This is a genomic window from Pseudomonas sp. 43mfcvi1.1, from assembly GCF_900115935.1.
Classification (GTDB): domain Bacteria; phylum Pseudomonadota; class Gammaproteobacteria; order Pseudomonadales; family Pseudomonadaceae; genus Aquipseudomonas; species Aquipseudomonas bijieensis.
This window is the reverse complement of the sequence record NZ_UETT01000011.1, coordinates 178,667-192,046: the sequence shown is the minus strand read 5'-3', so window position 1 is coordinate 192,046 and position 13,380 is coordinate 178,667. Positions and strand designations below refer to the sequence as shown.

Sequence of the window (13,380 nt, the reverse complement as noted above, 5' to 3'; positions counted from 1 at the left end):
CTAGTGAGGGGTTTGGATCATCGCAAGTTCAATATCAAAAAGTTTTGATATTGCTCGATAAATGGCACTTCTCCACCCGTGCTTGACTCTACAAACCACCAGCGGAAAGGTTTCACCTGGTGAATGCGACTTTATCCACCGGAAAAACGCCCAAGGATGACTATCTGTCATTGCCCCGGGGCGGGTGGGTGAGGGAAAATGCTCGCCTTTTTCAGTTTCGTTTTATTCATTCTCGATTCAATACCCGCAGGAGAACAGCGATGCCCAGCCGTCGTGAGCGTGCCAATGCCATTCGTGCCCTCAGCATGGATGCCGTGCAGAAAGCCAACAGCGGCCATCCCGGTGCCCCCATGGGTATGGCGGATATCGCCGAGGTGCTTTGGCGCGACTACCTCAAGCACAGTCCGAGCAACCCATCGTTCGCCGACCGTGACCGCTTCGTGCTGTCCAACGGCCACGGTTCGATGTTGATCTACTCGCTGCTGCACCTGACCGGCTACGACCTGTCGATCGATGACCTGAAGAACTTCCGCCAGCTGCACAGCCGCACCCCGGGCCACCCGGAATACGGCTACACCCCAGGCGTGGAAACCACCACCGGCCCGCTGGGCCAGGGCCTGGCCAACGCCGTGGGCTTTGCCCTGGCCGAAAAAGTCCTGGCGGCGCAGTTCAACCGCCCAGGGCATAACGTCGTCGATCACCACACCTACGTGTTCCTGGGTGATGGCTGCATGATGGAAGGCATTTCCCATGAAGTCGCCTCCCTGGCTGGCACCCTGGGCCTGGACAAGCTGATCGCCTTCTATGACGACAACGGCATCTCCATCGATGGCGAAGTCGAAGGCTGGTTCACCGACGACACCCCCAAGCGCTTCGAAGCCTACAACTGGTTGGTGATCCGCAACGTCGACGGTCACGATCCGGAAGAGATCAAGACCGCCATCGAGACGGCCCGCAAGAGCGCCCAGCCGACCCTGATCTGCTGCAAGACCACTATCGGCTTCGGTTCGCCGAACAAACAAGGCAAGGAAGACTGCCACGGCGCGCCACTGGGTGCCGAGGAGATCGCCCTGACTCGCGCCGCGTTGAAGTGGAACCACGGTCCGTTCGAAATCCCGGCCGACATCTATGCCGAATGGGATGCCAAGGAAAAAGGTCGTGCGCTCGAAGCCGAGTGGGACCAGCGTTTCGCGGCTTACTCCGCCGAATTCCCTGAGTTGGCAAACGAACTGGTCCGTCGTCTCAGCGGCGAGCTGCCAGCCGACTTCGCCGAAAAAGCCTCGGCCTACATCGCTGAAGTCGCCGCCAAGGGCGAAACCATTGCCAGCCGTAAAGCGAGCCAGAACACCCTGAACGCCTTCGGCCCATTGCTGCCGGAACTGCTGGGCGGTTCGGCCGACCTGGCCGGCTCCAACCTGACCCTGTGGAAAGGCTGCAAAGGCGTCAGCGCCGAAGACGCCAGCGGCAACTACATGTACTACGGCGTGCGCGAGTTCGGCATGAGCGCGATCATGAACGGCGTGGCTCTCCACGGCGGCCTGGTGCCGTACGGCGCGACTTTCCTGATGTTCATGGAATATGCCCGCAACGCCGTGCGCATGTCGGCGCTGATGAAAAAACGCGTGCTCTACGTGTTCACCCACGACTCCATCGGCCTGGGCGAAGACGGCCCGACTCACCAGCCGATCGAGCAACTGGCCAGCCTGCGCTGCACGCCGAACCTGGACACCTGGCGCCCATGCGATGCGGTGGAATCGGCAGTGGCCTGGAAGTACGCCATCGAGCGTAACGACGGCCCGTCGGCGCTGATCTTCTCCCGCCAGAACCTGCAGCACCAGAACCGTGATGCCGACCAGATCGGCGACATCACCCGCGGTGGCTACGTGCTCAAGGACTGCATCGGCGAGCCAGAACTGATCCTGATCGCCACCGGTTCCGAAGTTGGCCTGGCCGTCCAGGCCTACGACAAGCTGACCGCCCAGGGCCGCAACGTGCGTGTGGTCTCCATGCCTTGCACCAGCGTGTTCGATGCCCAGGATGCCGGCTACAAGCAAGCGGTGTTGCCGCTGCAGGTTAGTGCGCGGATCGCCATCGAGGCTGCTCACGCCGATTACTGGTACAAGTACGTGGGCCTGGAAGGCCGCGTGATCGGCATGACCACCTACGGCGAATCGGCGCCTGCGCCGGCGTTGTTCGAGGAGTTCGGCTTCACCCTGGAGAACATCCTGGGTCAGGCTGAAGAGCTGCTGGAAGACTAAGTCCAGGAATGTATCGCCTGTTCTGATGCCATCGCGGGCAAGCCTTGCTCCCACAGGATGTGCACGCTCCCATTGGGAAAATGCCATCCTGTGGGAGCAAGGCTTGCCCGCGATGAGTGCGGAACATCCAGCGCTTCCATGGATTAACCCTGGTCAGAGAACCCCCATGCCCCAACCGCGTCCCTACAAAGTTGCACTCAACGGCTACGGCCGGATTGGTCGTTGCGTCTTGCGTGCGTTGTTCGAGCGAGGGGCCAAGGCCGGGTTCGAGATCGTGGCCATCAACGATCTGGCCGACATGGCCAGCATCGAATACCTGACACGCTTTGACTCCACCCACGGCCGGTTTCCCGGTGAAGTGCGGGTCGAGGGCGATTGTCTGCATATTAATGGCGACTGCGTGAAAGTCCTGCGCAGTGCCACCCCCGAAGGCATCGACTGGGCGTCCCTGGACGTCGACCTGGTGCTCGAATGCTCCGGTGCCTACCACACCCGCGAAGACGGCCAGCGCTTCCTCGCGGCCGGTGCGCCACGGGTGTTGTTCTCCCAGCCAATGGCCAGCGAGGCGGATGTCGATGCCACCATCGTCTACGGTGTGAACCAGGATTGCCTGAGCGGCGACGAGCTGTTGGTGTCCAACGCGTCCTGCACCACCAACTGCGGCGTGCCGCTGTTGCGCCTGCTGGACCAGGCAATCGGCCTGGAATACGTGTCGATCACCACCATCCACTCGGCGATGAACGACCAGCCGGTGATCGACGCCTATCACCACGAGGACCTGCGTCGCACTCGTTCGGCGTTCCAGTCGGTGATTCCGGTGTCCACTGGTCTGGCGCGCGGCATTGAACGGCTGTTGCCGGAACTTGCCGGGCGAATTCAGGCCAAAGCCGTGCGGGTGCCGACGGTCAACGTGTCCTGCCTCGATATCACGATGCAGACCGTGAGCGATACCGACGCCACCGAGGTCAACCGGATCCTGCGCGAAGCCGCCACCAGCGGCCCGCTCAAAGGCCTTCTGGCCTACACCGAGTTGCCTCACGCCAGTTGTGATTTTAACCATGACCCGCATTCGGCCATCGTCGATGCCAGCCAGACCCGTGTTTCCGGGCCAAGGCTTGTGAACATCCTGGCCTGGTTCGACAACGAATGGGGGTTTGCCAACCGAATGCTGGACGTTGCCGAGCATTACCTGCAAACCGCTTCTAAAAAACCTGCTCTCTAAACAGTTACCCAGGAATTGCGACCCATGACCGTGTTGAAGATGTCCGACCTCGATCTGCAAGGTAAGCGCGTACTGATCCGCGAAGACCTCAACGTCCCCGTCAAGGACGGTGTCGTCACCAGCGACGCGCGTATCCTGGCTTCGCTGCCGACCATCAAGCTGGCCCTGGAAAAAGGCGCGGCCGTGATGGTCTGCTCCCACCTGGGCCGTCCGACCGAAGGCGAGTTCTCGGCGGAAAACAGCCTCAAGCCGGTAGCCGATTACCTCAGCCGTGCCTTGGGCCGTGACGTGCCACTGGTCGCTGACTACCTGGGTGGTGTGGACGTGAAGCCCGGCGATGTCGTGCTGTTCGAAAACGTGCGCTTCAACAAGGGCGAGAAAAAGAACGCCGACGAACTGGCCCAGCAATACGCTGCCCTGTGCGACGTGTTCGTGATGGACGCGTTCGGCACCGCCCACCGCGCCGAGGGCTCGACCCATGGCGTGGCGAAGTTCGCCAAAGTCGCCGCTGCCGGCCCGCTGCTGGCCGCCGAACTGGAAGCACTGGGCAAGGCCCTGGGTTCGCCGGCCCAGCCGATGGCCGCCATTGTTGCCGGCTCCAAGGTCTCCACCAAACTGGACGTGCTCAACAGCCTGAGCCAGGTCTGCAACCAGTTGATCGTCGGTGGCGGCATCGCCAACACGTTCCTCGCCGCTGCCGGTCACCCGGTCGGCAAATCCCTGTACGAGCCGGACCTGCTGGACACCGCCCGGGAAATTGCCGCCAAGGTCAGCGTGCCATTGCCAGTGGACGTGGTCGTGGCCAAGGAATTCGCCGAAAGTGCCACCGCCACCGTCAAGCTGATCGCTGACGTGGCCGAGGACGACATGATCCTCGACATCGGCCCGCAAACCGCGGCCAACTTCGCCGAACTGCTGAAATCCTCCCAGACGATCCTGTGGAACGGTCCGGTCGGTGTGTTCGAGTTCGACCAATTCGGCAACGGCACCAAGGTGCTGGCCCAGGCCATCGCCGAAAGCGCTGCGTTCTCCATCGCCGGTGGCGGCGACACCCTGGCGGCCATCGACAAATATGGCGTGGCCGAACAGATCTCCTACATTTCTACCGGTGGCGGTGCTTTCCTCGAATTCGTCGAGGGTAAAGTGCTGCCTGCCGTGGAAGTCCTGGAAAGCCGGGCCAAGGCCTGACGCTGCGTTGACCAGGCAAAGGAGTGTTCTGATGGTCAAGACGTTCACGTTGCTGCTGGCCGCGACGATGTTGGTGGCCTGTTCGAGCAGCCCAAAGGCAACGGCCCCGGAAACCGGGACGCCGGCGCCTGAAGAGGGCTGCTACCAGGCCGACTGGCAGGCCGAGACCAACCCGGTGCTGAACAAGCGTTCCGGACCGGATGGCCTGGACAAATACGAGACGCAAACCCCGGTCAAGGAACATGGTTGTCCTTGACGGGTCTGACTCTTAACTCAGGGCTGGCGGCGTGTGCCGTCAGTCGAGGAACACGGATGAAAGGCTTGATCGCCGTCGTGGCGTTGGCATTGCTGGGTGGTTGTGCGCAGTTGGACTTCTTGCACACCGCCGAACCTGTTGAAGGTTGGACGACCTGGACCTGTGACAGCGAGGCCAAGGTGCTTTGGCGCTACGCCGATGCGGCCCGCAAGGAAGTCGACGTACGCCTGGGCGGTGCCGATAAGGTTTATCGCCTCAAGCTTGAGCCGGGAGCCGAAGGTTCGCTGTACAGCGATGACATGCTGGCGTTTCACGTCAAGGGTGAGGAAGGCCTGGTGTACTGGGTTGCCACCAATGACTTGATTGGGCGTGGCTGTAAGGCTGACTGATTCAATAGATAGCCAATGTGGGAGCGAGCCTGCTCGCGATAGCGATGTATCAGGCGCCAGAGATGTTGACTGTTAGGCCCTCATCGCGAGCAGGCTCGCTCCCACAGGGGCCTCTATAGTTTCGAGATTTTGTTTCACCGAACACGCAGGCCGGGGTCACCCCCGATCCGCAATGACTTGAATAGCCGCCGCCGCTCCGGCAGGCTGGCACGATTAACGACCCTCGACCGGGAGAGAGACACAATGGCACTTATCAGCATGCGTCAGATGCTGGACCACGCAGCCGAGTTCGGCTACGGCGTTCCAGCCTTTAACGTCAACAACCTTGAGCAGATGCGCGCCATCATGGAAGCCGCTGACAAGACTGACTCTCCGGTGATCGTCCAGGCTTCGGCCGGTGCCCGCAAATACGCCGGTGCGCCATTCCTGCGTCACCTGATCCTGGCGGCGATCGAAGAATTCCCGCACATCCCGGTGTGCATGCACCAGGACCACGGCACCAGCCCTGACGTCTGCCAGCGCTCCATTCAACTGGGCTTCAGCTCGGTGATGATGGACGGTTCCCTTGGCGAAGACGGCAAGACCCCGACCGACTACGAGTACAACGTACGCGTCACCCAGCAGACCGTCGCCATGGCCCACGCCTGCGGCGTTTCGGTAGAGGGTGAGCTGGGTTGCCTGGGCTCGCTGGAAACCGGCATGGCCGGTGAAGAAGATGGCATCGGCGCCGAAGGCGTGCTGGATCACAGTCAGATGCTGACCGACCCGGAAGAAGCCGCGGACTTCGTCAAGAAGACCCAGGTCGACGCCCTGGCCATCGCCATCGGCACCAGCCACGGCGCCTACAAGTTCACCAAGCCACCTACCGGCGACGTGCTGGCCATCGACCGCATCAAGGAAATCCACAAGCGCATCCCCAACACCCACCTGGTGATGCACGGTTCTTCCTCGGTTCCGCAGGAGTGGCTGGCGATCATCAACCAGTACGGCGGCGACATCAAGGAAACCTACGGCGTGCCGGTTGAAGAAATCGTCGAAGGCATCAAGTACGGCGTGCGCAAGGTCAACATCGATACTGATTTGCGCCTGGCGTCCACCGGTGCCATGCGTCGTTTGATGGCGACCAACCCGAGCGAATTCGATCCGCGTAAGTTCTTCGGCGCGACCGTGACGGCCATGCGCGACGTGTGCATCGCGCGTTACGAAGCGTTCGGCACTGCCGGCAACGCCTCCAAGATCAAGCCGATCTCGTTGGAAGCGATGTATCAGCGGTATCTGAAAGGTGAGTTGAACGCTAAGGTTAACTAAGCTTTCGCGTTATTAAAGAACCCGCAGTGATGCGGGTTTTTTATTTTTTGGGCTTCAGGGTTTTGTGTGTATATCCGTTTCTTTGGTAACGGCTACTTATGGTTCCGCTCTTACAGCGGCTCACTTTTGAGAAGCGCAAAAGTAAGCAAAACGCTTTATGCCCCACCACTCGGTGCCTCGCCTAGGCTCGGCATGCCCTCACTCCGGCATTGGTCCGTGGGCCCGCCGCGAAGGGCCATCCATGGCCCAATGCCTGCGTTCAGCCATCGTGGTTAACGGGGCGCCAAAATCTACGTCCACCGCGAGGCGGCCTTATAGCCGACCTGTTTCTTGGTGGGACTGCGTTTCTCCTGTGGGAGCGGGCTTGCTCGCGAAAGCGGTGGGCCTGCTTGCATCAATGCTGAATGTACCGCAGCCTTCGCGAGCAAGCCCGCTCCCACAATTGGACTGGGTACACCCGCAAGAGCAGGTCGGCTATAAGGCCGCCTCGCGAGCAAGCTTTGCTCCCACAGGTCCTGCTCAAACAGGTCCAGCCCAAACAGGTCTGATGGGTGTACACCCCACAAGAGCCAGGCCGGCTATCAGGCCGCCTCGCGATGGACGTAGATTTTGGCGCCCCGTTAACCACGATGGCCGAACGCAGGCATTGCGCAGTGGGCATCCCGGCATGGATGCCGGGATAGCCGCGCTGGGCCATGGATGGCCCTTCGCGGCGGGCCCACGGAGCAATGCCGGAGTGAGGGCATGCCGAGCCTAGGCGAGGCACCGAGTGGTGGGGCAGGAGCGCTTTGGTTACTTTCGCGCTTTTCGAAAGTGACCCGCTGTAAGAGCGGAACCCTAAGTGGCCGTTACCGCAGCAACGGATATACACACAGATCTTGATAGCGCCGTGTCAGCCAACATCTCTGCCGCTGATCCAGCGCTATCGCGAGCAAGCTCGCTCCCACAGGGATCTTTATTGGTCTTCGAGGCCGCGCTGTTCAATGACGCCAAACACGTCGGTGACATCCTGGACCAGGATCCGAGCCACATTGGTAAGGGTATTGAAGTCGCTGGCGGCCGAGTCTCGCAGGCTGGCGCAGGCCATGAGCGTCAAGTAATCGAGGGTGGCATGCAGGCGCTCGCTGGCACAGGCGTGAAGCTCTGTTAGCGGGACGGTTTTGTCGATGAACAGGACAGGTTGGGTGGTGGCGATCGGGGTGAGAGGGGTGAAGCGACTAAGCGATTGTTCGGCTTTCATGACAAACCTCTAACTCAAGAAAAAGTATTTGCCACTGTTTGCTGCGAAACAAATGGGTGGCAGCCATGTGCGGGTTCGCAGACCGAGGAGTTAGCACCCGGCAGACCCGAAGATCTCCCACACACAGCCGCCATAAAAAGCCGAACGTAGGCAGGATGCCCCTACGCCGATTTTTGACGGTCGTGATTCTAACTCACTGGGGCTGCGAAACCCTTGCCCACCGACCAAAGCCAGCAGACCCACCGAACTATAGAGGAGATTCTCGAAGCCAAAATCGACCTGTAGGACGCACCGGGCTCTTGTGGCGAGGAAGCTAGTCCCCGCTCTGGAGCGCAGCCGCCGCAAAACCGGCGCATGCGGTAGGTCTGACGAAAGGAGAGGGCTGCTGCGCAGCCCAGCGGGGATAAATCCCCTCGCCACAAGGGGATGTTTCCTACGAGATTTTCGGAAGCACTTTTTAAGTGTTGTGATCGATATCCAGCTTGCTGAACGTCACTTTCCCACCTTCGCTGGTATAGCCGCTGTTGTCCTGCACATACACCCCAGCCTTGAAGTACAACGGCTTGACCTTCCATTTGGCGCTGACGGTGGTGTACCAGCTACGACCCGCCGCAGTGATGCCCAGGTCACCGGTACGGTCGAGGTGGAGCCGATAATTGAAGGCCTGATTAAGTTTCACACCGTTGGCGACGGTAATGACCCGACCTTCGTCATCATCGGGGCGCATGCGCACTTTGGCGACAATGTCCCCGGTGTTGCTGGCATCCTTGTATTGGTACTCCAGCTTCACCATGGGCTTGCTGCTGTCCTTGGCATGAATCTGACCGATAACGATCTTGCCGCTGCTGGGGACTTGGTTGACCACCAGGGTCGCGCTCAATTTATTGTCGGCATCGGGATACAACCAATTGCGCAAGGTGCCGTCTTTATAAGTCTCTCGTAATTCGCTGCGCGGATAAATCGCGTTTTCAGTCTTGGTGCCGGTGACCGGTGACCAGAAATACACCGTGCTGCCTTCTGAGTTGAAATATTTATCCTTGAACCCATCCACCAGCCGAGGCGTTTCAATGGTTTTCGGCGGGCTGCCCTCGGGGATGCTCAAGTTCCAGGTTGCAAGATCGACCATGCTCGGATCCTTTCTGTACATAAGAAATGATTTACGCCACAGCCGAAGGCTCTAGGACGCGCTTTCGCTGGCGCCAGGAGGAAGCGGGATCGAACGTTTTCCACGTGGGTCCGGCGGAGGGTTGACGTCAGCAGACCGTCAGAGTGGCGTTTGCCGGTTTGGTGCCCGAGACAAGTGACCGTTAGTCGGTTAAAGCGGAATTTTTTTGAACGATGGCGATATGGCACCGCACACACGGCCTGTGTTCGATGGCGCTTGAGGCGCGAATATCCAAGGGTGAGGGAGGGCACAGGCAGCATCCGTGCTGCCATGGCGCCAGGAAAAGCGATCAGATGTTGTGGTCGATATCCAGCTGGCTGAACGTCACCTTTCCGCCTTCGGTGGTGTAGCCGGTGTTGTCCTGCACGTACACGCCCGCCTTGAAATACAGCGGTTTGACCTTCCAGGACGGGTCGATAGTGGTTCTCCAGTTGTAACCCGCCGCACTGATGCCCAGCGCGCCCTTCGGGCTGAGGTGGATCATGTAGGTAAAGCTGCGGTCGAGCTTCACGCCGGTGGCAATGGTGATGACCTGGCCCGTTTCGTCATCAGGACGCATGCGTACCTTGGCGACGATATTTCCGGTGGAGCTGTAGGCCTTGTATTGGTACTCCAGTTTCACCATCGGGCTGGTGCTGTCTTTGGTGTGGATCTGACCGATCACGATCTTGCCGCTACTGGGCACCTGGTTGACGGTGACGGCGGCACGCAGGATGTTGTCCGCCGCCGGATACAGCCAGTTGCGCAGGGTGCCGTCGCTGTAGGTTTCCCGCAGTTCGCTGCGCGGATAAATCGCGTTTGCAGTCTTGGTGCCGGTCACCGGCGCCCAGAAGAACAGCGTGCCGGTGTCGGAATGGAAATATTCGTCCTTGAAGCCTTGCGCCAGCCGCGGCGTTTCGATGGTCATTGCCGGGCTGCCTTCGGGGATGCTCAAGTTCCAGGTGTTGAGATCAATCATGGTCGGATCCTGCGTAACGGGCGTAAAAGTGCTGAGGACCAAAGCGGGAGGCTCTACTCCAAGCATTTGGGGTGTGTTGATCACGCAGGAAGGAGATTTTTGAATGACCATCCGGCGGATGTTTGACGTCAATTGTTCGTCGAATAGGTCATTTGCAGCATCTGTGCCTGGATAGGCAACCGTTAGTCGGCAGTTTCAAGCTCGCACTGAACGATTTCGAATTGATAGGGTCGCGTGGGCGGGCAGCATTGCGTTGCTGCCCTGGCGCCCCGCAAAGCGTCTAGAGGTGATCGATATCCAGCAGGCTGAACGTCACGGTCCCGCCTTCGGTGGGATAACCGGTGTTGTCCTGCACGTACACGCCCGCCTTGAAGTACAGCGGCTTGTCGCTCCAAGTGGAACTGATGGGGGAGCTCCACTGGTAACCCGCACCATTGATGGTCAGGACGCCGGCGGGGCTGAGATGGATCAGGTAAGAGAAGGACTGGTTGAGCTTTATGCCCGTGGCGATGGTGATGACTTGACCCGATTCGTCGTCGGGGCGCATGCGCACCTTGGCGACAATGTTGCCGGTGGAGCTGTAGGTCTTGTATTGGTATTCCAGCTTCACCAGGGGGCTGGTGCTGTCCTTGGTATGGATCTGACCAATGACGACCTTGCCGGAGCTGGGCACCTGGCTGACGGCCAGGGTGGCAGCCAGCTTGTTGTCCGCCGCCGAGTACAGCCAATTGCGCAAGGTACCGTTGCTGTAGGTTTCACGAAGTTCACTGCGCGGATAAATAGCATTGGCGGTCGTGGCGCCGGTTACCGGTGCCCAGAAAAACACCGTGCCGGAGTCGGCATGGAAATACTGGTTCTGGAACCCTTGCACCAGTTGAGAGGTTTCGATGGTCGTCGGTGGGCTACCTTCGGGGATGCTCAGGTTCCAGGTGGCGAGATCAATCATGATCGGATCCTACGTAACGGGAGTGAAAATGCTGAACGCCCAACGAGAGGCTCTAGCCCGAGCTTGTGGGCGGATTAATCACGCAGAAGGGAAATTTTTTGATAACCGTCCGGCGGATGACTGACGTCAATTGTCTGTCGAAGATGTCTTTGCAGTTTCTGTGCCCGAGGAGGGTGACCGTTAGTCGGCTATTTCGGGCTTTGCCTGGATGATGGCGCGTTGACACCTACTGCTTTTCAAAATCCCGGTCTAGAGTGAGGGGACAGTATTTGTCCGCTTTGCTACGTAAAAACGGACGTGGCGCCCGATAAGAGAAGCAGCATGGAATGCGCGCAACCACCGCTCGGCGAAGACAGCTCTGTCCTTTTGATTGTTGATGATTACCCTGAAAACCTGCTCAGCATGCGAGCCTTGTTGCAGCGTCAGGATTGGCAAGTCATGACCGCGTCCTCGGGGGTCGAGGCGCTTAACCTGCTGCTCGAACATGACATCGACCTGGTTCTGCTGGATGTGCAGATGCCCGACATGGACGGTTTCGAAGTGGCGCGCCTGATGCGCGGCAGCCAGCGCACGCGGCTCACGCCGATCATTTTCCTGACCGCCAACGAACAATCCCAGGATGCGGTGATCAAGGGCTACGCCAGTGGCGCCGTGGATTACCTGTTCAAACCCTTCGATCCGCAGATCCTCAAGCCCAAGGTCCAGGCGTTGCTCGAGCACCAGCGCAATCGCCGGGCCTTGCAGCGCCTGAGCCAGGATCTCGAAGCGGCCAGGGCTTTCAACGCCTCGGTGCTGGACAACGCCGCCGAAGGCATCCTGGTGGTGGATGAGAATGGGTGTATTCGTTTCGCCAACCCGTCGACCTGCCGCTTGCTCAATGCCACCGCCGAGCATTTGCAGGACATGCCGTTCCTGGATTTCCTGCAGAAACCGCACATCCCCGAATGGATCGATTCCGATATCCACAACGCCTACCGTCGTGGTGAAACCTGGCGTTTGCATGATGCAGTCCTGCGCACTGCACCCGGCCAACAGGTGTCGGTGGCCTTGTCTTGTGCGCCGTTGCCCTCGGAGCAGAAAGCGATGGTGGTGACACTCCAGGACATGTCCGTGGTGCGCCACTTGCATCAGCAACTCGAATACCAGGCTGTCACAGACCCGCTGACCGGATTGCTCAACCGCCGCGGGTTCTACCAGACCGCGGAAAACCTGTTGATGCGCAGCGAGCGACTGGAGAGCAACTGGGTGCTGCTGTACCTGGACCTCGATGGCTTCAAGCGGGTCAATGACTCGCTGGGGCACGATGCCGGCGACCGGGTATTGCGCTGGGTATCGGAGCAGTTGAAGGCGTGCCTGCGGCCATTCGATATCCTGGCGCGGCTGGGCGGGGACGAGTTCACGGCGCTGCTGGACCTGGAATTTCCCGAGCAGGCGGCCAAGATCGCAGAGAAGCTTATCGAGCGAGTCGCGATCTGCCAGCAGATCGAAGGCATGGACGTGGCCCTGGGGGCCAGCATCGGTATCGCGACGTACCCGGATTGTGGCGCCAATCTCGATGGGTTGCTGCGGGCGTCCGATATCGCCATGTACGAAGCCAAGCGTGCCGGTCGCCAGCAATACCGTTTTTACGACCACGAAATGAACGGTCGAGCCCGTTCACGGCTGATGCTCGAAGAGAGCGTGCGCTCGGCCATCGAGAATCGCGATTTCAATATGGTCTACCAGCCGCAGGTGAGTATCGTCGACGGGCGGATTCGCGGGTTCGAGGCGTTGTTGCGCTGGCAGCACCCCAGCGTCGGCGATGTTCCGCCGGGCCTGTTCCTGCCCTTGCTGGAAGAGGCGCGGTTGATCAGTCGGCTGGGCAGCTGGATTTATCATCGCAGCGCTGCCCAGCGCAAAGTCTGGGAGCGCTTGTTCGCTGATGACCTGGTGTTGGGAGTGAGCCTGAGCAGTACTCAGTTCGGCATGCCAAACCTGGTGACCGAGTTGCGCCAGGTCCTGGAACGCCATGCCTTGAAGCCTCGACAGTTGGAGGTCGAGGTGACCGAGGACGCGCTGATGCGCAATCCCGATGAAACCCAAAAGCAATTGCGCCTGCTGCGCCACCTCGGGGTGCGCGTGGCCTTGGATGACTTCGGTTCGGGGCCTTGCTCACTGACCCATCTGCGCGACCTTGAGCTCGATACGCTCAAGCTCGACCGACACTTGATTGCCCGCCTGCCAGGGTCGCCCCGGGATGCCGCGTTGGCCGCCTCGGTGATCGACCTGTGTACGCAACTGGGCTTGCGGGTGATTGCCGAAGGGGTGGAAACCCACGAGCAATATCGGTGGTTGCAGGCCCATGGCTGTGAGTACGTGCAGGGGTTCCTCGTGGCGCGGCCCTTGATGGCCGAAGACACCAATGCCTTCGCCACACCATTCGACTGGAGCGCGGTGCAGGCCTGAATTCG

At 60.0% G+C, this 13,380-nt stretch carries 11 protein-coding genes; 7 read left to right on the top strand and 4 right to left on the bottom strand.

What is annotated here, in order from left to right; all coding sequences use genetic code 11:
• The first annotated feature begins 260 nt into the window (after positions 1–260).
• The 6 genes from tkt (at position 261) to fba (ending at position 6,621) form a co-directional block, all read left to right on the top strand.
• On the top strand, positions 261–2,258 hold the full coding sequence (gene tkt, locus DTP52_RS21210) for a transketolase (protein WP_109755082.1): 1,998 nt from the start codon (positions 261–263) through the stop codon (positions 2,256–2,258).
• 166 nt (positions 2,259–2,424) lie between these two features.
• Complete coding sequence (epd, locus tag DTP52_RS21205; RefSeq protein ID WP_109755081.1) at positions 2,425–3,480, top strand: erythrose-4-phosphate dehydrogenase; 1,056 nt, start codon at positions 2,425–2,427, stop codon at positions 3,478–3,480.
• Between the two features lie 24 nt (positions 3,481–3,504).
• Positions 3,505–4,668: a phosphoglycerate kinase gene (locus DTP52_RS21200; RefSeq protein WP_109755080.1), complete on the top strand. Its 1,164-nt coding sequence runs from the start codon at positions 3,505–3,507 to the stop codon at positions 4,666–4,668.
• Between the two features lie 31 nt (positions 4,669–4,699).
• The gene (locus tag DTP52_RS21195; protein ID WP_109755079.1) at positions 4,700–4,924 is read left to right on the top strand and encodes a hypothetical protein; all 225 of its coding nucleotides are present in this window, start codon (positions 4,700–4,702) and stop codon (positions 4,922–4,924) included.
• A 56-nt stretch (positions 4,925–4,980) separates the two neighbouring features.
• Complete coding sequence (locus DTP52_RS21190; RefSeq protein ID WP_109755078.1) at positions 4,981–5,313, top strand: MliC family protein; 333 nt, start codon at positions 4,981–4,983, stop codon at positions 5,311–5,313.
• 243 nt (positions 5,314–5,556) lie between these two features.
• Complete coding sequence (gene fba / locus DTP52_RS21185) at positions 5,557–6,621, top strand: class II fructose-bisphosphate aldolase (protein ID WP_003177554.1); 1,065 nt, start codon at positions 5,557–5,559, stop codon at positions 6,619–6,621.
• 955 nt (positions 6,622–7,576) lie between these two features.
• Here fba and DTP52_RS21170 read toward each other — a convergent pair.
• From DTP52_RS21170 to DTP52_RS21155, 4 genes are all read right to left on the bottom strand, one after another.
• A complete protein-coding gene (locus DTP52_RS21170; RefSeq protein WP_109755075.1) occupies positions 7,577–7,861 on the bottom strand; it encodes a fructose-bisphosphate aldolase in 285 nt (94 codons plus the stop codon).
• 457 nt (positions 7,862–8,318) lie between these two features.
• Positions 8,319–8,987, bottom strand: a complete 669-nt coding sequence (locus DTP52_RS21165; protein WP_109755074.1) for a polysaccharide lyase family 7 protein — start codon at positions 8,985–8,987, stop codon at positions 8,319–8,321.
• Between the two features lie 328 nt (positions 8,988–9,315).
• Complete coding sequence (locus DTP52_RS21160; RefSeq protein ID WP_109755073.1) at positions 9,316–9,984, bottom strand: polysaccharide lyase family 7 protein; 669 nt, start codon at positions 9,982–9,984, stop codon at positions 9,316–9,318.
• A gap of 280 nt (positions 9,985–10,264) precedes the next feature.
• Positions 10,265–10,930 (bottom strand): polysaccharide lyase family 7 protein, encoded by a 666-nt coding sequence (locus DTP52_RS21155; protein ID WP_109755072.1) that lies wholly within the window; start codon positions 10,928–10,930, stop codon positions 10,265–10,267.
• A 321-nt stretch (positions 10,931–11,251) separates the two neighbouring features.
• Between DTP52_RS21155 and DTP52_RS21150 the strand changes: the two genes are divergently transcribed.
• Positions 11,252–13,375, top strand: a complete 2,124-nt coding sequence (locus DTP52_RS21150) for a bifunctional diguanylate cyclase/phosphodiesterase (RefSeq protein ID WP_109755071.1) — start codon at positions 11,252–11,254, stop codon at positions 13,373–13,375.
• Positions 13,376–13,380 lie beyond the last annotated feature (5 nt).

Excerpts from the sequence above, each read along its gene's own strand:
- DTP52_RS21190 (WP_109755078.1), top strand. The coding sequence starts at position 4,981 with ATGAAAGGCTTGATCGCCGTCGTGGCGTTGGCATTGCTGGGTGGTTGT.
- DTP52_RS21155 (WP_109755072.1), bottom strand. The coding sequence starts at position 10,930 with ATGATTGATCTCGCCACCTGGAACCTGAGCATCCCCGAAGGTAGCCCA.
- DTP52_RS21195 (WP_109755079.1), top strand. The coding sequence starts at position 4,700 with ATGGTCAAGACGTTCACGTTGCTGCTGGCCGCGACGATGTTGGTGGCC.
- DTP52_RS21150 (WP_109755071.1), top strand. The coding sequence starts at position 11,252 with ATGGAATGCGCGCAACCACCGCTCGGCGAAGACAGCTCTGTCCTTTTG.
- epd (WP_109755081.1), top strand. The coding sequence starts at position 2,425 with ATGCCCCAACCGCGTCCCTACAAAGTTGCACTCAACGGCTACGGCCGG.
- DTP52_RS21160 (WP_109755073.1), bottom strand. The coding sequence starts at position 9,984 with ATGATTGATCTCAACACCTGGAACTTGAGCATCCCCGAAGGCAGCCCG.
- DTP52_RS21200 (WP_109755080.1), top strand. The coding sequence starts at position 3,505 with ATGACCGTGTTGAAGATGTCCGACCTCGATCTGCAAGGTAAGCGCGTA.
- fba (WP_003177554.1), top strand. The coding sequence starts at position 5,557 with ATGGCACTTATCAGCATGCGTCAGATGCTGGACCACGCAGCCGAGTTC.
- tkt (WP_109755082.1), top strand. The coding sequence starts at position 261 with ATGCCCAGCCGTCGTGAGCGTGCCAATGCCATTCGTGCCCTCAGCATG.
- DTP52_RS21170 (WP_109755075.1), bottom strand. The coding sequence starts at position 7,861 with ATGAAAGCCGAACAATCGCTTAGTCGCTTCACCCCTCTCACCCCGATC.
- DTP52_RS21165 (WP_109755074.1), bottom strand. The coding sequence starts at position 8,987 with ATGGTCGATCTTGCAACCTGGAACTTGAGCATCCCCGAGGGCAGCCCG.